General features: G+C 65.0%; 7 protein-coding genes, 1 tRNA gene and 3 rRNA genes. 9 read left to right on the top strand and 2 right to left on the bottom strand.

The genetic code is table 11. The annotated features are described in order from the left end of the window. Positions 1–115: 115 nt before the first annotated feature. Complete coding sequence (locus QF037_RS14065) at positions 116–355, bottom strand: hypothetical protein (RefSeq protein WP_307025155.1); 240 nt, start codon at positions 353–355, stop codon at positions 116–118. Positions 356–554: 199 nt separating this feature from the next. On the opposite strand from QF037_RS14065, the gene thyX reads away from it, so the two are divergent. The 8 genes from thyX to QF037_RS14025 all read left to right on the top strand — a co-directional run bounded on the left by thyX (position 555) and on the right by QF037_RS14025 (position 10,881). Then, a complete protein-coding gene (thyX, locus tag QF037_RS14060; RefSeq protein WP_307025152.1) occupies positions 555–1,295 on the top strand; it encodes an FAD-dependent thymidylate synthase in 741 nt (246 codons plus the stop codon). A 211-nt stretch (positions 1,296–1,506) separates the two neighbouring features. After that, positions 1,507–2,406 (top strand): 4-hydroxy-tetrahydrodipicolinate synthase, encoded by a 900-nt coding sequence (gene dapA / locus QF037_RS14055; protein WP_307025151.1) that lies wholly within the window; start codon positions 1,507–1,509, stop codon positions 2,404–2,406. A 159-nt stretch (positions 2,407–2,565) separates the two neighbouring features. After that, positions 2,566–4,251 carry a ribonuclease J gene (locus QF037_RS14050; RefSeq protein WP_307025149.1) on the top strand — a complete coding sequence of 562 codons (1,686 nt, stop codon included), beginning with the start codon at positions 2,566–2,568 and terminating at the stop codon, positions 4,249–4,251. 506 nt (positions 4,252–4,757) lie between these two features. After that, positions 4,758–6,283, top strand: a 16S ribosomal RNA gene (locus QF037_RS14045). Between the two features lie 315 nt (positions 6,284–6,598). Continuing rightward, a 23S ribosomal RNA gene (locus QF037_RS14040) occupies positions 6,599–9,722 on the top strand. 95 nt (positions 9,723–9,817) lie between these two features. After that, positions 9,818–9,934: ribosomal RNA gene (gene rrf / locus QF037_RS14035) — 5S ribosomal RNA — on the top strand. Together the 16S, 23S and 5S rRNA genes form the textbook arrangement of a ribosomal RNA operon. A 114-nt stretch (positions 9,935–10,048) precedes the next feature. After that, on the top strand, positions 10,049–10,711 hold the full coding sequence (locus tag QF037_RS14030) for a DegT/DnrJ/EryC1/StrS family aminotransferase (protein WP_307037158.1): 663 nt from the start codon (positions 10,049–10,051) through the stop codon (positions 10,709–10,711). Between the two features lie 94 nt (positions 10,712–10,805). Further along, positions 10,806–10,881 (top strand) — tRNA-Thr (locus QF037_RS14025). Positions 10,882–10,927: 46 nt separating this feature from the next. Here QF037_RS14025 and QF037_RS14020 read toward each other — a convergent pair. Continuing rightward, a complete protein-coding gene (locus QF037_RS14020; RefSeq protein ID WP_307025147.1) occupies positions 10,928–13,678 on the bottom strand; it encodes a SpoIIE family protein phosphatase in 2,751 nt (916 codons plus the stop codon). A 376-nt stretch (positions 13,679–14,054) separates the two neighbouring features. Here QF037_RS14020 and QF037_RS51455 point away from each other — a divergent pair, with 376 nt between their 5' ends. Further along, complete coding sequence (locus tag QF037_RS51455) at positions 14,055–19,520, top strand: HAMP domain-containing protein (RefSeq protein WP_307025146.1); 5,466 nt, start codon at positions 14,055–14,057, stop codon at positions 19,518–19,520. The last annotated feature ends 234 nt before the right edge of the window (positions 19,521–19,754 follow it).

Raw genomic sequence — 19,754 nt, 5'->3', positions numbered from 1 at the left:
CACTCAATCCATGCGGTGGGCTGTGCCCGGTGAGGCTATCCGCCGGTGTCTCCTGGAGCCACCCTCGGGGGTCCATGGGGGCCCCTCCCACGCCATTTGGGGCAGTGGGGGAGAGTCAGTGTCCCTGGGACGCCTGTGACTCCTGCGTCGAGGCGGGGGAGTGATCGAGCGCCAGCGCCGGCATCCCGAGAATCAGGGACCCCACCAGTGCGGCGACGATGGTGACCCCCAGGAGCCAGCTCCCGGCTATCTGCCCCGCGGAGGACTTCCCACGGGGTGGGGGAGTGACATTGCTGCGGAACCTGTCGGCCTCGGCGACGAAGGCGAACGGGACGGGCTCACGCCGACGGAACATCGGGGAGACGCTCCTCTCAAGCTCGAATAAGTGACTGTTGTTGATACAGACGCACGAGTGCCACAAAAGGTGCCCTGATGCCCCGAATTCGCAGAACTTCACCGAAGATGTCGCGTCCCGGCACCGAACGCCCCGATGTCAGTGCCGGGCCGTAGAGTGGGCGCCGCCCGAGAGAAGTGATGGAAGGACCCTCCGAGCCGTGACCGACACCCCCGCCGACGACCTCAAGCCCAGCTTCCGCAGCGACGTCACCGTCGAGCTGGTCAAGCACACCGCGGCCGACTCAGACGTCCTGTGGGCCGCCCGCGTCTCCACCGCCGGCGAGCAGTCCCTGGAGGAGCTGCAGAAGGACCCCGAGCGCTCCAAGGGCCTCATCAACTACCTGATGAGAGACCGGCACGGCAGCCCCTTCGAGCACAACTCGATGACCTTCTTCATCAGCGCCCCGATCCTCGTCTTCCGCGAGTTCATGCGGCACCGCGTGGGCTGGTCGTACAACGAGGAATCCGGCCGCTACAGGGAGCTGGAGCCGGTCTTCTACGTCCCCGGCCCGGACCGCAAGCTCGTCCAGGAGGGCCGCCCCGGCAAGTACGTCTTCGTCGAGGGCACCGAGGCCCAGCAGCAGCTGGTCACCCGCACGATGGAGGACTCCTACCGGCAGGCGTACGAGGCCTACCAGGAGATGCTCGCCGCCGGCGTCGCCCGCGAGGTCGCCCGCGCCGTCCTCCCCGTCGGCCTGTTCTCCTCGATGTACGCGACCTGCAACGCGCGCTCGCTGATGCACTTCCTTGGTCTGCGCACCCAGCACGAACTGGCGAAGGTCCCGTCGTTCCCGCAGCGGGAGATCGAGATGGTCGGCGAGAAGATGGAGGCGGAGTGGGCCAAGCTCATGCCGCTCACCTACGCGGCCTTCAACGCGAACGGTCGTGTGGCGCCGTAACGCACCCGCGTTCTCCCTCCGGGCACAGGTGTACGGGCCAGTCGCGCGAAGTGTCCGTATTGCGGCATTTAGAGAAGTTCATCTAGCCTGATCAAACGGACCCGGCACTGCTTGAACCCCCGAGCAGGCAGTGCCGGGCTCCTTCTTTGTCATGACTTTTCCAGCCCCCCGAGGGCAGACCACGTCTTGAGCAGCGAGTAGCGTGTTACCCATGGCTCCGACCTCCACTCCGCAGACCCCCTTCGGGCGGGTCCTCACCGCCATGGTCACGCCCTTCACGGCGGACGGCGCGCTCGACCTCGACGGCGCGCAGCGGCTCGCAACCCACCTGGTGGACGCAGGCAACGACGGCCTGATCATCAACGGCACCACCGGTGAGTCCCCCACCACCAGCGACGCGGAGAAAACGGACCTCGTACGAGCCGTACTGGAAGCGGTCGGCGACCGCGCCCACGTCGTCGCCGGCGTCGGCACCAACGACACCCACCACAGCCTCGAACTCGCCCGTACGGCCGAGAAGACCGGTGCCCACGGCCTGCTCGTCGTCACGCCGTACTACAACAAGCCCCCGCAGGAGGGCCTGTACCGGCACTTCAAGGCCCTCGCCGACGCCACCGAGCTGCCGGTCATGCTCTACGACATTCCCGGCCGCAGCGGCGTCCCGATCAACAGCGAGACGCTGGTCCGCCTGGCCGAGCACCCGCGCATCGTCGCCAACAAGGACGCCAAGGGCGACCTCGGTCGCGCCAGCTGGGCCATCGCCCGCTCCGGCCTCGCCTGGTACTCCGGCGACGACATGCTGAACCTGCCGCTGCTCTCCGTGGGCGCGGTCGGCTTCGTCTCGGTCGTCGGCCATCTGGTCACCCCCGAGCTGCGCGCACTGGTGGAGGCGTACACCTCCGGCGACGTCCAGAAGGCGACCGAGATCCACCAGAAGCTGCTCCCGGTCTACACGGGCATGTTCCGCACCCAGGGCGTCATGACCACGAAGGCCGCGCTCACCCTCCAGGGCCTGCCCGCCGGACCACTGCGCGCCCCCATGGTGGAGCTCACGTCCGAAGAGACCGAGCAGCTCAAGATCGATCTTGCCGCCGGCGGGGTACAGCTCTGACAACAGACTTCGCGCGCCCCCGGCGCGCAACAGACTTCACAACTGAATAGGCAGGCCACCACCGGTGCCTGCCACCCACAACGACAACTGCTACTAGCACGAACGTCATGCGCGCCACGTGCCCTACCGGTACGTGGCGCGTGTGGTGAGGAGAGTCTTTTGAGTCATCCGCATCCTGAACTCGGTTCGCCCCCGCCGCTCCCCGAGGGCGGCCTGCGGGTCACCCCGCTCGGCGGTCTCGGCGAGATCGGCCGAAACATGACGGTCTTCGAGTACGGCGGCCGTCTTCTGATCGTCGACTGCGGCGTCCTCTTTCCCGAGGAGGAGCAGCCCGGGATCGACCTGATCCTGCCGGACTTCTCGTCCATCAGGGACCGCCTCGACGACATCGAGGGCATCGTGCTCACGCACGGCCACGAGGACCACATCGGTGCCGTCCCCTTCCTGCTCCGCGAGAAGCCGGACATCCCGCTGATCGGCTCCAAGCTGACCCTCGCTCTGATCGAGGCGAAGCTCCAGGAGCACCGCATCCGTCCGTACACCCTCGAGGTGGTGGAGGGGAACCGCGAGCGCATCGGTCCCTTCGACTGCGAGTTCATCGCGGTCAACCACTCCATCCCGGACGCCCTGGCCGTGGCCATCCGCACCCCTGCGGGCATGGTGGTCCACACCGGCGACTTCAAGATGGACCAGCTCCCGCTGGACAACCGTCTGACGGACCTGCACGCGTTCGCACGTCTGAGCGAGGAGGGGATCGACCTCCTCCTCTCCGACTCGACGAACGCCGAGGTGCCGGGGTTCGTCCCGCCGGAGCGGGACATCTCCAACGTCCTGCACCAGGTCTTCGGCAACGCCCGCAAGCGGATCATCGTGGCGAGCTTCGCCAGCCACATCCACCGCATCCAGCAGATTCTGGACGCGGCCAACGAATACGGCCGCAGGGTCGCCTTCGTCGGCCGCTCGATGGTCCGCAACATGGGCATCGCAAGGGACCTGGGCTATCTGAAGGTCCCGCCGGGCCTGGTGGTCGACGTCAAGACGCTCGACGACCTTCCCGACCGCGAGGTGGTCCTGGTCTGCACGGGCTCCCAGGGCGAACCGATGGCCGCCCTGTCCCGGATGGCCAACCGCGACCACCAGATCCGGATCGTCAACGGCGACACCGTGATCCTGGCGTCGTCCCTGATCCCCGGCAACGAGAACGCGGTCTACCGCGTGATCAACGGCCTGACCCGCTGGGGCGCCAACGTCGTCCACAAGGGGAACGCCAAGGTCCATGTCTCGGGCCATGCCTCGGCCGGCGAGCTGCTGTACTTCTACAACATCTGCCGCCCGAAGAACCTGATGCCGGTCCACGGTGAATGGCGGCACCTGCGCGCCAACGCCGAGCTCGGCGCCCTCACCGGCGTCCCGCACGACCGGATCGTCATCGCGGAGGACGGCGTCGTCGTCGACCTCATCGAGGGCAAGGCCAAGATCTCCGGCAAGGTCCAGGCGGGTTACGTGTACGTCGACGGCCTCTCGGTCGGCGACGTGGGCGAACCGGCTCTCAAGGACCGCCGCATCCTCGGCGACGAGGGCATCATCTCGGTCTTCGTGGTCCTCGACTCGTCGACCGGCAAGATCACGGGCGGCCCGCACGTTCAGGCCCGTGGCTCCGGTATCGAGGACTCGGCGTTCGCCGACGTGATCCCGAGGATCACGGAGGTCCTCGAACGCTCGGCCCAGGACGGCGTGGTCGAACCCCACCAGATGCAACAGCTGGTGCGGCGGACCCTGGGCAAGTGGGTCTCCGACACCTATCGCCGCAGGCCGATGATCCTCCCGGTGGTGGTGGAGGTCTGACGGTCTGTCGGACATCCGTACGCGTGAACCTGGAGCGGGGCTCCTCGATTTGCATCGAGGAGCCCCGCTCCAGTACGTTTACGGCTCCGCCTGAACGGGAACCCGATCGCTTCGTGCGTCGGAACCAGTCCCCGAAGCGGGTGGGAATTCCGACTCAGAATCTCTGATAAAGTCGGAGCCGCCGGAAAGGGAAACGCGAAAGCGGGAACCTGGAAAGCACCGAGGAAATCGGAACCGGAAACGGTCTGATAGAGTCGGAAACGCAAGACCGAAGGGAAAAGCCCGGAGGAAAGCCCGAGAGGGTGAGTACAAAGGAAGCGTCCGTTCCTTGAGAACTCAACAGCGTGCCAAAAATCAACGCCAGATTAGTTGATACCCCGTCTCCGGCCGTCATGGTCGTAGATGAGGTTCCTTTGAAGAAAAACACAGCGAGGACGCTGTGAATCATCGGCTTATTCCGCCGGTGGTTCCGCTCTCGTGTGTGTGCACCCGATTACGGGTAAACATTCACGGAGAGTTTGATCCTGGCTCAGGACGAACGCTGGCGGCGTGCTTAACACATGCAAGTCGAACGATGAACCACTTCGGTGGGGATTAGTGGCGAACGGGTGAGTAACACGTGGGCAATCTGCCCTTCACTCTGGGACAAGCCCTGGAAACGGGGTCTAATACCGGATACCACTACCGCAGGCATCTGTGGTGGTTGAAAGCTCCGGCGGTGAAGGATGAGCCCGCGGCCTATCAGCTTGTTGGTGAGGTAATGGCTCACCAAGGCGACGACGGGTAGCCGGCCTGAGAGGGCGACCGGCCACACTGGGACTGAGACACGGCCCAGACTCCTACGGGAGGCAGCAGTGGGGAATATTGCACAATGGGCGAAAGCCTGATGCAGCGACGCCGCGTGAGGGATGACGGCCTTCGGGTTGTAAACCTCTTTCAGCAGGGAAGAAGCGAAAGTGACGGTACCTGCAGAAGAAGCGCCGGCTAACTACGTGCCAGCAGCCGCGGTAATACGTAGGGCGCAAGCGTTGTCCGGAATTATTGGGCGTAAAGAGCTCGTAGGCGGCTTGTCACGTCGGGTGTGAAAGCCCGGGGCTTAACCCCGGGTCTGCATTCGATACGGGCTAGCTAGAGTGTGGTAGGGGAGATCGGAATTCCTGGTGTAGCGGTGAAATGCGCAGATATCAGGAGGAACACCGGTGGCGAAGGCGGATCTCTGGGCCATTACTGACGCTGAGGAGCGAAAGCGTGGGGAGCGAACAGGATTAGATACCCTGGTAGTCCACGCCGTAAACGGTGGGAACTAGGTGTTGGCGACATTCCACGTCGTCGGTGCCGCAGCTAACGCATTAAGTTCCCCGCCTGGGGAGTACGGCCGCAAGGCTAAAACTCAAAGGAATTGACGGGGGCCCGCACAAGCAGCGGAGCATGTGGCTTAATTCGACGCAACGCGAAGAACCTTACCAAGGCTTGACATACGCCGGAAAGCATCAGAGATGGTGCCCCCCTTGTGGTCGGTGTACAGGTGGTGCATGGCTGTCGTCAGCTCGTGTCGTGAGATGTTGGGTTAAGTCCCGCAACGAGCGCAACCCTTGTCCTGTGTTGCCAGCATGCCCTTCGGGGTGATGGGGACTCACAGGAGACCGCCGGGGTCAACTCGGAGGAAGGTGGGGACGACGTCAAGTCATCATGCCCCTTATGTCTTGGGCTGCACACGTGCTACAATGGCAGGTACAATGAGCTGCGAAACCGTGAGGTGGAGCGAATCTCAAAAAGCCTGTCTCAGTTCGGATTGGGGTCTGCAACTCGACCCCATGAAGTCGGAGTTGCTAGTAATCGCAGATCAGCATTGCTGCGGTGAATACGTTCCCGGGCCTTGTACACACCGCCCGTCACGTCACGAAAGTCGGTAACACCCGAAGCCGGTGGCCCAACCCCTTGTGGGAGGGAGCTGTCGAAGGTGGGACTGGCGATTGGGACGAAGTCGTAACAAGGTAGCCGTACCGGAAGGTGCGGCTGGATCACCTCCTTTCTAAGGAGCATCTAGGCCGCCAAGCTTGCTTGGTGGTCCAGGACCAGTACATCGGCGAATGTCTGATGCTGGTTGCTCAAGGGTGGAACGTTGATTATTCGGCACTCTCAGTCATCTCGGGCTGCCAGTACTGCTCTTCGGAGCGTGGAAAGCTGATCACGAGTGGCGAGGGTGCCGGGCACGCTGTTGGGTGTCTGAGGGTATGGCCGTATCGGCTGCCTTCAGTGCCGGCCCCAGTGCACTCGAACCGGATGGTTCGGGGTGATGGGTGGCTGGTCGTTGTTTGAGAACTGCACAGTGGACGCGAGCATCTGTGGCCAAGTTTTTAAGGGCGCACGGTGGATGCCTTGGCACCAGGAACCGATGAAGGACGTGGGAGGCCACGATAGTCCCCGGGGAGCCGTCAACCAGGCTTTGATCCGGGGGTTTCCGAATGGGGAAACCCGGCAGTCGTCATGGGCTGTCACCCATACCTGAACACATAGGGTATGTGGAGGGAACGCGGGGAAGTGAAACATCTCAGTACCCGCAGGAAGAGAAAACAACCGTGATTCCGGGAGTAGTGGCGAGCGAAACCGGATGAGGCCAAACCGTATGCGTGTGAGACCCGGCAGGGGTTGCGCATTCGGGGTTGTGGGATCTCTCTTTCACAGTCTGCCGGCTGTGAGACGAGTCAGAAACCGTATGGATAGGCGAAGGACATGCGAAAGGTCCGGCGTAGAGGGTAAGACCCCCGTAGCTGAAATCTGTACGGCTCGTTTGAGAGACACCCAAGTAGCACGGGGCCCGAGAAATCCCGTGTGAATCTGGCGGGACCACCCGCTAAGCCTAAATATTCCCTGGTGACCGATAGCGGATAGTACCGTGAGGGAATGGTGAAAAGTACCGCGGGAGCGGAGTGAAATAGTACCTGAAACCGTGTGCCTACAAGCCGTGGGAGCGTCGCTGTATGTGCTTGCACATACAGTCGTGACTGCGTGCCTTTTGAAGAATGAGCCTGCGAGTTTGCGGTGTGTTGCGAGGTTAACCCGTGTGGGGAAGCCGTAGCGAAAGCGAGTCCGAATAGGGCGATATAGTAGCGCGCTCAAGACCCGAAGCGGAGTGATCTAGCCATGGGCAGGTTGAAGCGGAGGTAAGACTTCGTGGAGGACCGAACCCACCAGGGTTGAAAACCTGGGGGATGACCTGTGGTTAGGGGTGAAAGGCCAATCAAACTCCGTGATAGCTGGTTCTCCCCGAAATGCATTTAGGTGCAGCGTCGTGTGTTTCTTGCCGGAGGTAGAGCACTGGATAGGCGATGGGCCCTACCGGGTTACTGACCTTAGCCAAACTCCGAATGCCGGTAAGTGAGAGCACGGCAGTGAGACTGTGGGGGATAAGCTCCATGGTCGAGAGGGAAACAGCCCAGAGCATCGACTAAGGCCCCTAAGCGTACGCTAAGTGGGAAAGGATGTGGAGTCGCACAGACAACCAGGAGGTTGGCTTAGAAGCAGCCACCCTTGAAAGAGTGCGTAATAGCTCACTGGTCTAGTGATTCCGCGCCGACAATGTAGCGGGGCTCAAGCGTACCGCCGAAGTCGTGTCATTTCAGCATGAGGGCCAACGCCCGCTGGGATGGGTAGGGGAGCGTCGTGTGCCGGGTGAAGCCGCAGCGGAAGCTAGTGGTGGACGGTTCACGAGTGAGAATGCAGGCATGAGTAGCGATACACACGTGAGAAACGTGTGCGCCGATTGACTAAGGGTTCCTGGGTCAAGCTGATCTGCCCAGGGTAAGTCGGGACCTAAGGCGAGGCCGACAGGCGTAGTCGATGGATAACCGGTTGATATTCCGGTACCCGCTGTGAAGCGTCAAACATCGAACCCATTAATGCTAAGGCCGTGAAGCCGTTCCGGACCCTTCGGGGAATGGAAAGTGGTGGAGCCGCCGAACCACGGTGGTAGTAGGTGAGTGATGGGGTGACGCAGGAAGGTAGTCCAGCCCGGGCGGTGGTTGTCCCGGGGTAAGGGTGTAGGCCGAGTGGTAGGTAAATCCGCCATTCATTAAGGCTGAGACCTGATGCCGAGCCGATTGTGGTGAAGTGGATGATCCTATGCTGTCGAGAAAAGCCTCTAGCGAGTTTCATGGCGGCCCGTACCCTAAACCGACTCAGGTGGTCAGGTAGAGAATACCGAGGCGTTCGGGTGAACTATGGTTAAGGAACTCGGCAAAATGCCCCCGTAACTTCGGGAGAAGGGGGGCCATCACTGGTGATCCGATTTACTCGGTGAGCTGGGGGTGGCCGCAGAGACCAGCGAGAAGCGACTGTTTACTAAAAACACAGGTCCGTGCGAAGCCGTAAGGCGATGTATACGGACTGACGCCTGCCCGGTGCTGGAACGTTAAGGGGACCGGTTAGTCCGACTTCGGTTGGGCGAAGCTGAGAACTTAAGCGCCAGTAAACGGCGGTGGTAACTATAACCATCCTAAGGTAGCGAAATTCCTTGTCGGGTAAGTTCCGACCTGCACGAATGGCGTAACGACTTCTCGACTGTCTCAACCATAGGCCCGGTGAAATTGCACTACGAGTAAAGATGCTCGTTTCGCGCAGCAGGACGGAAAGACCCCGGGACCTTTACTACAGTTTGATATTGGTGTTCGGTTCGGCTTGTGTAGGATAGCTGGGAGACTGTGAACTCTGGACGCCAGTTCAGGGGGAGTCGTCGTTGAAATACCAGTCTGGTCGTGCTGGATGTCTAACCTGGGTCCGTGATCCGGATCAGGGACAGTGTCTGATGGGTAGTTTAACTGGGGCGGTTGCCTCCTAAAGAGTAACGGAGGCGCCCAAAGGTTCCCTCAGCCTGGTTGGCAATCAGGTGTTGAGTGTAAGTGCACAAGGGAGCTTGACTGTGAGACCGACGGGTCGAGCAGGGACGAAAGTCGGGACTAGTGATCCGGCGGTGGCTTGTGGAAGCGCCGTCGCTCAACGGATAAAAGGTACCCCGGGGATAACAGGCTGATCTTCCCCAAGAGTCCATATCGACGGGATGGTTTGGCACCTCGATGTCGGCTCGTCGCATCCTGGGGCTGGAGTCGGTCCCAAGGGTTGGGCTGTTCGCCCATTAAAGCGGTACGCGAGCTGGGTTTAGAACGTCGTGAGACAGTTCGGTCCCTATCCGCTGCGCGCGCAGGAATATTGAGAAGGGCTGTCCCTAGTACGAGAGGACCGGGACGGACGAACCTCTGGTGTGCCAGTTGTTCTGCCAAGGGCATGGCTGGTTGGCTACGTTCGGGAGGGATAACCGCTGAAAGCATCTAAGCGGGAAGCCTGCTTCGAGATGAGTATTCCCACCCCCTTTGAGGGGTTAAGGCTCCCAGTAGACGACTGGGTTGATAGGCCGGATCTGGAAGCACGGTAACGTGCGGAGGTGACCGGTACTAATAGGCCGAGGGCTTGTCCTCAGTTGCTCGCGTCCACTGTGTTGGTTCTGAAACCACGAACAGCCCCATACCCGTATTCGGGTGTGGTGTGGCATGGTTCGACAGTTTCATAGTGTTTCGGTGGTCATAGCGTGAGGGAAACGCCCGGTTACATTCCGAACCCGGATGCTAAGCCTTACAGCGCCGATGGTACTGCAGGGGGGACCCTGTGGGAGAGTAGGACACCGCCGAACAATTCTTCAAAGGGTTGGATCCTGAACTTCGGTTCGGGGTCCAACCCTTTTTTGTTCTGCGTCACTTGACGTTCACGTTCCACGACCACCATCCAAAGCATGGGTACTGCTGCAATGCTCAGGGCCGCCGGCGTCGGAGTCGGTGACGAGGTCGTGGTGCCGGCCTTCGGGAACGTCGAGGTCGCCGAGGCTGTTGTCCTGGCCGGTGCGCTTCCGGTGTTCGCCGACATAGATCCGGTGAGCTACTGCCTGGATGCGTCCGCTGTCGAGGCGGCCGTGACCGCGCGGACCGCGGCCGTGGTGGTCGTACATCGATTCGGGCGGCGGGCCGGCATCGCGGCGCTGCACGCTCTGGGACAACGTCATGGGCTGCTCGTGCTGGAGCAGGGGGAGTCCGAGGCGCCGTACGACGAGGTCGCTCAGCGCAGGGAGCGGGCGGCTTACCTCGATGGGAAGTTGAAGGGTGTGGGCAAGCCCGACGGCGGTGATGGGCACACCTATCAGCAGTACGTCGTGCGGGTGCCCGGGAACGGGCGGCCCGATCGCGATGCCTTCGCTCGTGCCTTGCGTGGCAAGGGTGTTGAGTGCCGGGTGCCGGTGAAGACGCCCGTGCACCGGCTGCCCGAGTTCCGGCGCTGTGTGTCGCTGCGGGAGACGGAGTTGGCGGCGGACGAGACGTTGGCGCTGCCGGTGGACGCGTCCCTGACCAAGCGGGACATGCAGCGGGTCGTGGGCGCGTGCAATGCGCTCGGAGGGCTGCTTCAGGCAGCCTTCTGATCGGCTTTCGTACCTCGTGGGCGTGGTTGGGAACACCCGTCTGTTCGGGGTATGATCTATCCCGTTGCCGCGAGGGAAACCTCGAAGGCGACAGGCCCCCTTAGCTCAGTCGGCAGAGCGTCTCCATGGTAAGGAGAAGGTCAACGGTTCGATTCCGTTAGGGGGCTCCAACCGAAAGGCCCCGCCCAATTGGGCGGGGCCTTTTTCGTACCCTTCTCAGTCCTTCTGGAGGCCCGGGACCCGCATGGCCAGGATCGCCATGTCGTCGGACGGGGCATCCGACGCGAAGCGTTCCACGGCGCGCATGATGCGGGCGGCGACCGCGCCGGCGGTCAGGCCCGTACAGGTCGTGAGGACGTCGGTGAGGCCGTCGTCGCCCAACATGCGGGCGCCCTCGCGGCGTTCGGTGACGCCGTCGGTGACGCACAGCAGGACGTCGCCCGGGTCCAGGGTGACCGTCTGCTCGTACAGCTCGAGATCCTCGATGACGCCCAGCAGCGGCTGCGGCTCGGCGGCCGGTTCGACCGTGCCGTCCTGGCGGAGGCGGAGCGGGAGGGGGTGGCCGGCGCAGACCACCTTCAGTTCGGCGCTGCCGTCCTCCTGGGGGCGCATCTCGCCGTAGAGGAGCGTCAGGAAGCGGCTGCGGGCTCCCTCGTCGAGGATCGCGGAGTTGAGGCGCTCCAGGACCGCCGGGCCGCTGAGGCCCTCCCTGGCCAGCAGCCGCAAGGCGTGGCGGGCCAGGCCCGTCACCGCCGCCGCGTTCGGGCCCGTACCGCAGACGTCGCCGATGGCGAAGCCGTAGGCGCCGTCGCTGATGGGGAAGACGTCGTAGAAGTCGCCGCCGACCTCGTTGCCCTCGCCGGCCGCGCGGTAGATGACCTCGACCTCGACGCCGTCGATCTGGGGGAGCTCGGGCGGCAGGAGGCTGCGCTGGAGGGACTGGCTGATGGCCGTGCGCTCGGAGTACAGGCGGGCGTTGTCCAGCGCCAGCGCTGCCCTTCGGCTCAAGTCCTCGGCCAGTTCCAGGATTTCCTGGCGGAAGTGCTCGTCGGTCGGCTTGCCGAGGGTCAGCATGCCGATGACGCGGTTGCGGGCCACCAGGGGGAGGACGACCGTCTCGCCGCCCACGGCCGATGCGGTGGCGAGGGTCGGGCCGATACCCGAGCTGAGGCGGCCGATGGGTTCGCCCAGGCCCAGACTGCGCATGGAGGTGCGCAGGGCCGCCTGGTGGGCCGCCTCGGCGGGGGCCGACCAGACGCGGGCGCCCGGGGTGGGTACCGGGTCGGGTGGGGAGATCTTCGAAAGCAACGACTTGATGCCGTCGATGAGTTCCTCGTCCTCATGCAGGACGTACGACAGATACGGCTCCGAGGCCTGGTCGGCGATCGTGTAGACCGCGCACCAGGTCGCCAGCGTCGGGACGGTCATCTGGGCCATCAGGGCCAGCGTTTGGTCGCGGTCCAGGGTGCCGGCCAGGAGGTCGGAGGCCTCGACGAGGAAGCTGAGCGATCCTCGGCGCAGGCGTTCCAGTTCGCCGAGGCGGGCCGACTCGACGGCCAACGCGATGCGGTCCGCGGCGAATTGGAGGCGCAGGGCTTCTTCGTTCGAGTATCTGCCGGGGCCTTCGGCCGCGACGCCGAGGGAGCCCGTGAGGCGGCCCTCGACCTTCAGGGGGACCGTGACGACCGAGCGCATGCCGGTGCCGCTCAGGAGCGGGACGGCGCCTGGGACCGCCGTGAGGTCCTCGTGGACGGCCGGCATGCGGGCCGAGCCGTAGCGGCCGGGGCCCGCCTCGACGGGGACGCGGGCGAACCGCTGGCGGGCGGAGGGCAGGCCGGTGGAGGCGCGCACCTCCAGCTCCGTTTCGTCGTCGGTGGCGAGGAGGAGGAAGGCGGAGTCGGCGTCGAGCATGTCGCGGGCGCGTTCCACCGTGCGCTGGAGGAGGCCGTCGAGGTCGTCCGGGGCCGGGGAGCCGATGAACACCTCGAAGGGGTCGGTGCTCTGGCCGTCGGAGGAGGTTGAGGTGTCGGAGGCCGGGATGCGCAACGGGGTCTGGAGGACCGCGCGTTCGTGGTCGCGGACCAGGAGGCAGACCGTGGAGGGCTCGCCTTCCGTGTCGCGGACGCGGAGGTGGGAGGCGTACACGGGGGTGACGCGGCCGTTGGCGCCCCTTATGCCGTAACTGCCTTCCCAGCGGGAGAGTTGGAGCGCCTCCGCGATGCCCGTACTGGTGCCCGGGGTGTGGGGCCAGGCCGCGAGGTCGGTGAGCGGTTTGCCGATGACCTGCTCGGCCGGGTAGCCGAAGAGTTCCTCGGCGTCCTCGTTCCACGCCGAGATGGCCGCCGTACGGTCGATCTGGACGACGGCGACGCGGACGCGGCCGTCGGCGAGGGGGAGGAGATTCGCGGGGAGCGAGGGGCCGGCGGCGCGGGTGCCCACCTGGCGTTCGGGGAGGGCGATCTGGAACCAGACCTGCTTGTGTGTGGGCGTGTACTCGACGCCCCAGCGGCCGGCCAGGGCCGCGCACAACTGGAGGCCGCGACCGCCCTCGCGGTCGGGGCTGCCCATGGTGGCGAGGGAGCCCTGGAGGGGGACCTCGCGCTCGGGGTAGCGGTCGGCGACCTCGATGCGTACGCCGTCGTCGCTGCGCAGACACAGTACGTCCGCCGTGGTGCCCGCGTGCACCACGGCATTGGTCACCAGTTCGCTGGTGAGGACGACCGCGTCGTCGACGATGTCCGCGAAGCCCCAGCCCTGGAGTGTGTCGCGGACGAAGGAGCGGGCACTCGCGACCGAGCGCCCGACGGGCTCGAAGCTGGCGGCCGCGCGCGCGGTGATCACAGAACTCCTCGACCGGTTGTCGACGTGCAGGGCTGCGCTGACGGCCGGCTCGTGCCGCTGGTGCGGCAGGCTGTCCGTCGGCCGGCGGTCCGGGGGATGTCCCCCAGGGATCAGTCCGGTGGTCATGTTGTGCGGCCGCCCCTCCGATGCCCGCTCGTTCTCGTGCCACCGTCCAAGGCCGGACGGACCGGCGCGGCTGGACAGCCGCATGCAAGGTTACTTACCTTCCCCGTCCATGCGGATGCCGGTCACCAGTGTTTCCGTCCGGAGGGTGTGCGGACGATGTGCGAAGCTGCCGAACTGTTATGGCCTGGTTCAGCCAGGGTGAAACACTGGGCAAGCTTCTTGTGAAGGTCCGGGCAGGCTGAGTGTGGTCCGCGCAGTGTGGGCAGCAGCCCGGGGCGCGGCCTGGTCTGCCCGGCGAAAACGCGCAGCATTAACTGGTACGTCGAACAGTAGTACCGGAGCAGCAGTAACGGTCGACCCCTGCGGGAGGGACACAGTGGAGTCTGGCGCAGCGACGCGGGGCACTAAGACGCGCGCGAAAGGCGGACAGTCCCTGAATAACCAGCGCAAACCACGCGGTGGGACCACCGCGGTGGACACGGCCGCCCTGAACCGACTGCTGGCGGCTCTCGTGTCGATGCGTGACGGGAACTTCCGGAAGCGGCTCACGGTGTCCGGCGACGGCGTGTTGTCCGAGATCGCCGCTGTTTACAACGAGGTGGCCGACCGGAATCTGCATCTGACGGGTGAGCTGTCGCGGGTGCGGCGGATGGTGGGCCGTGAGGGAAAGCTCACGGAGCGGCTGGAGATCGGCGCCTGTGAGGGGTCGTGGCTGACGGCCATCGACGCTTCCAACGCCCTGGTCGACGATCTCGTACGACCTGTCTCGGAAGTCGGCAGGGTGCTTTCCGCGGTCGCGGAGGGCGATCTGTCGCCGCGGATGGAGCTGCGGACGCAGGCTGCGGACGGGTCGGGGCACCCGCTGCGGGGTGAGTTCCTGAAGGTCGGGCGGACCGTCAACAATCTGGTCGACCAGCTGTCGACGTTCACCGACGAGGTCACGCGTGTGGCCAGTGAGGTGGGCACCGAGGGCAAGCTGGGCGGACAGGCCAAGGTGCGCGGTATGTCCGGTTCCTGGAAGGACCTGACGGATTCCGTCAACACGATGGCGTACCGGCTGACGGCGCAGGTGCGGGATATCGCGCTCGTCACCACGGCCGTCGCGAAGGGTGACTTGTCCCGGAAGGTCACGGTTCACGTGGCCGGCGAGATGCTCGAACTGAAGAACACCGTCAACACGATGGTGGACCAGCTGTCGTCCTTCTCCTCCGAGGTGACCCGCGTCGCGCGCGAGGTGGGCGTCGAGGGTGAGCTGGGCGGGCAGGCGCAGGTGCCCGGTGTGGCGGGTGTGTGGAAGGACCTCACCGATTCGGTGAACCTGATGGCCGGCAATCTGACGGCCCAGGTGCGCGGGATCGCACAGGTGACGACCGCGGTCGCCAACGGTGACCTGTCGCAGAAGGTCACCGTCTCGGCACGCGGTGAGGTCGCGCAGCTCGCCGACACGATCAACCAGATGACCGAGACGCTGCGGATCTTCGCGGACGAGGTCACCCGTGTGGCCAACGAGGTCGGTGCCGAGGGCCAGCTCGGCGGGCAGGCGAACGTGCCGGGTGCGGCGGGGACGTGGAAGGACCTCACCGATTCGGTGAACACGGTCTTCCGGAACCTCACCACACAGGTGCGGGACATCGCCGCCGTGACGACGGCCGTGGCCAACGGTGACCTGTCGCAGAAGGTCACCGTCGATGTGGCCGGCGAGATGCTGGAGCTGAAGAACACCGTCAACGGGATGGTGGACCAGCTGTCGGCGTTCGGTGCCGAGGTCACGCGCGTGGCGCGCGAGGTCGGTGTCGAGGGTGAGCTGGGCGGGCAGGCGCAGGTACCGGGCGCGGCCGGTACGTGGAAGGACCTCACGGACTCCGTCAACACGGCGTTCCGGAATCTCACCGGACAGGTGAGGAACATCGCCCAGGTGACGACGGCCGTGGCCAACGGCGACCTGTCGCAGAAGGTCACCGTGGACGTCTCCGGCGAGATGCTTCAGCTGAAGAACACCGTGAACACGATGGTGGACCAGCTGTCGGCCTTCGCCGACCAGGTGACGCGGATGGCCCGGGACGTGGGCACCGAGGGCCGCCTCGGGGGTCAGGCCGTGGTGCCGGGGGTCTCGGGGACCTGGAAGGAGCTCACGGACTCCGTCAACTTCATGGGCGGCAACCTCACCTCGCAGGTGCGGCAGATCGCCCAGGTGACGACGGCGGTGGCGCGGGGCGACCTGTCCCAGAAGATCGACGTGGACGCGCGCGGCGAGATCCTTGAGCTGAAGAACACCATCAACACGATGGTCGACCAGCTCTCCGCCTTCGCCGACCAGGTGACGCGGGTCGCCCGTGAGGTGGGTACCGAGGGACGGCTGGGCGGGCAGGCGCAGGTGCCCGGCGTCGCCGGTGTGTGGCGCGACCTGACCGACTCCGTGAACGGCATGGCGTCCAACCTGACCGGACAGGTGCGCAACATCGCCCAGGTCGCCACCGCGGTGGCCCGGGGTGACCTGTCCCAGAAGATCACCGTGGACGCCCGCGGCGAGATCCTCGAGCTGAAGAACACCCTGAACACGATGGTCGACCAGCTGTCGTCGTTCGCCGAAGAGGTCACGCGGGTGGCCCGCGAGGTGGGCACCGAGGGCATCCTCGGCGGTCAGGCCGAGGTGCAGGGGGTCTCCGGCACCTGGAAGGACCTCACGCAGTCCGTGAACTTCATGGCGAACAACCTGACGATCCAGGTGCGGAACATCGCCGAGGTCACGACCGCGGTCGCCAAGGGCGATCTGTCGAAGAAGATCACCGTCGACGCGAAGGGCGAGATCCTCGAACTCGTCAGCACCGTCAACACGATGGTGGACCAGCTGTCGTCCTTCGCCGAGCAGGTGACCCGGGTCGCCCGCGAGGTGGGTACCGAGGGCATCCTGGGCGGGCAGGCGCACGCGTCGGGGGTCACGGGCATCTGGAAGGACCTCACCGACAACGTCAACCTGATGGCCAACAACCTGACCGTGCAGGTGCGGAACATCTCCCAGGTCGCGTCGGCCGTCGCCAACGGCGACCTGACCCGGACGGTGACCATCGAGGCGCGCGGCGAGGTCGCGCAGCTCGCCGACACCTTCAACACCATGGTGAAGACGCTGAGTTCGTTCGCCGACCAGGTCACCAAGGTGGCCCGTGAGGTGGGTACGGACGGGATCCTCGGCGGGCAGGCGCGGGTGCCGGGTGTGGCCGGTACGTGGAAGGACCTCACCGAGTCGGTGAACCAGATGGCGTCCAACCTGACCGGTCAGGTGCGGAACATCGCCATGGTCACGACCGCCATCGCCAAGGGCGACCTGACGAAGAAGATCGACATCGACGCCCGGGGCGAGATCCTCGAGCTGAAGACCACCATCAACACGATGGTCGACCAGCTGTCCTCCTTCGCCGAGGAGGTCACCCGGGTCGCCCGCGAGGTGGGCACCGAAGGACAGCTCGGCGGTCAGGCGCGCGTGCGTGACGTCGACGGCACCTGGCGCGACCTCACCGAGTCCGTGAACGAGATGGCCGGGAACCTGACCCGGCAGGTGCGTGCCATCGCGCGCGTGGCGACCGCGGTGACCCGCGGCGACCTGAACCTGAAGATCGACGTGGACGCGTCCGGGGAGATCCAGGAACTCCAGGACTACATCAACAAGATGATCGCCAACCTGCGCGACACCACGATCGCCAACAAGGAGCAGGACTGGCTCAAGGGCAACCTGGCCCGCATCTCCGCGCTGATGCAGGGCCGCCGCGACCTCGCGGACGTGGCCTCGCTGATCATGAGCGAGCTGACGCCGGTGGTGTCCGCGCAGCACGGCGCGTTCTTCCTGGCGATGCCGCTCGTCGACGGCAAGGACGCGAGCGCCGACCAGGAGGAGTCGTACGAACTGCGCATGCTCGGGTCGTACGGCTACTCCATGGGATCGATGCCGACGTCCTTCAGGCCGGGTGAGGCACTCATCGGGACGGCCGCGCAGGAACGGCGCACGATCCTCGTGGAGAACGCGCCGAGCGGCTATCTGAAGATCTCCTCGGGGCTCGGGGAGGCGCCGCCCGCGCAGGTGATCGTGTTGCCGGTGCTCTTCGAGGGCCAGGTGCTCGGCGTCATCGAGCTGGCGTCCTTCACGCCGTTCACGCAGATCCAGAAGGACTTCCTCAACCAGATCGCCGAGATGATCGCGACCAGCGTCAACACCATCTCCGTCAACACCAAGACCGAGGTGCTGCTGCGGCAGTCGCAGGAGCTGACCGAGCAACTCCGCGAGCGGTCGGCGGAGTTGGAGAACCGGCAGAAGGCCCTCCAGTCGTCCAACGCGGAACTGGAGGAGAAGGCCGAGCTGCTGGCCCAGCAGAACCGTGACATCGAGGTGAAGAACACCGAGATCGAGGAGGCGCGGCAGGTTCTGGAGGAGCGCGCCGAGCAACTCGCGGTGTCGATGCGGTACAAGAGCGAGTTCCTCGCCAACATGTCGCACGAGCTGCGCACGCCGCTCAACTCACTGCTGATCCTTGCCAAGTTGCTCGCTGACAACGCCGACGCCAACCTCTCGCCGAAGCAGGTCGAGTTCGCCGAGACGATCCATGGCGCAGGCTCCGACCTGCTCCAGCTGATCAACGACATCCTCGACCTGTCGAAGGTCGAGGCGGGCAAGATGGACGTCTCGCCGACGCGCATCGCGCTCGTCCAGCTCGTGGACTACGTGGAGGCCACCTTCCGCCCGCTGACCGCGGAGAAGGGCCTCGACCTGTCCGTACGGGTCTCGCCGGAGCTGCCCGCCACACTGCACACCGACGAACAGCGGCTGTTGCAGGTGCTGCGCAATCTGCTGTCCAACGCGGTGAAGTTCACCGACTCCGGGGCGGTGGAGCTGGTCATCCGGCCCGCCGGCGCGGATGTGCCGATGCAGATCCGTGAGCAGTTGCTGGAGACCGGTTCGCTGCGGGATCCGGACGCCGATCTGATCGCGTTCTCCGTGACCGACACCGGGATCGGGATCGCCGCGAGCAAGATGCGGGTGATCTTCGAGGCGTTCAAGCAGGCCGACGGCACGACGAGCCGGAAGTACGGCGGTACGGGGCTCGGGCTCTCCATCTCGCGAGAGATCGCCCAGCTGCTCGGTGGTGAGATCCACGCGCAGAGCGAGCCGGGGCGCGGCTCGACGTTCACGCTGTATTTGCCGCTGCACCCGAGCGAACTGCCTCCGCAGGGCTACCAGCAGTCCGCGGCGGTCCTGGACGTCGGTGACCTGAGCGCTTCCGAGAACAGCCGGGCCGAGGTCGAGATCGGGACGCCGGCCGAGGTGAAGTCGTACCAGGAGACCCAGAACGGCGCCGCGGCACTCTTCAGGCGCCGCCGCAGGACCCTGCCGGAGGTCGAACAGCGGCCCCAGCTGGACCAGTGGTCGGCGACGACGGCGCAGAGCCCGGCGCCGGAGGTGCGGCGCGGCATCCGGTTCGGTGGCGAGAAGGTGCTGATCGTCGACGACGACATCCGCAACGTCTTCGCGCTCACCAGCGTCCTGGAACAGCACGGACTGTCGGTGCTGTACGCCGAGAACGGTCGCGAGGGCATCGAGGTCCTGGAGCAGCACGACGACGTCACGGTCGTCCTGATGGACATCATGATGCCCGAGATGGACGGGTATGCGACGACAACGGCGATCCGCAGGATGCCGCAGTTCGCGGGCCTGCCGATCATCGCGCTGACGGCGAAGGCGATGAAGGGCGACCGGGAGAAAGCGATCGAGTCGGGCGCCTCCGACTATGTCACCAAGCCGGTCGATCCCGATCATCTGCTGTCGGTGATGGAGGAGTGGATGCGGGGCGCGTGATCGCAGCGGATGCAGGAGGCGTGACGGGATCGGTCGGGCTTCGCGTGGATGCTGCGAGGACCTTCCGTGTTCACGCGGAGTTGCTGACTCAGTGTGCTCGAAGCCGTGTAGAAGTACGGGATTCGGGGAACCTTCTGGTCTCCCGCTGCGTTTCTGCTACGTGCACAGTGACATCGCGGTGACAGGGTGTGGCGACGGGCGGGGTGCGGCTACCATGACCGGCACGAGGACGGG

It is taken from the genome of Streptomyces canus (assembly GCF_030815415.1).
GTDB classification, from domain to species: Bacteria; Actinomycetota; Actinomycetes; order Streptomycetales; family Streptomycetaceae; genus Streptomyces; species Streptomyces canus_F.
This window is presented reverse-complemented; position numbering and strand designations above follow the sequence as displayed.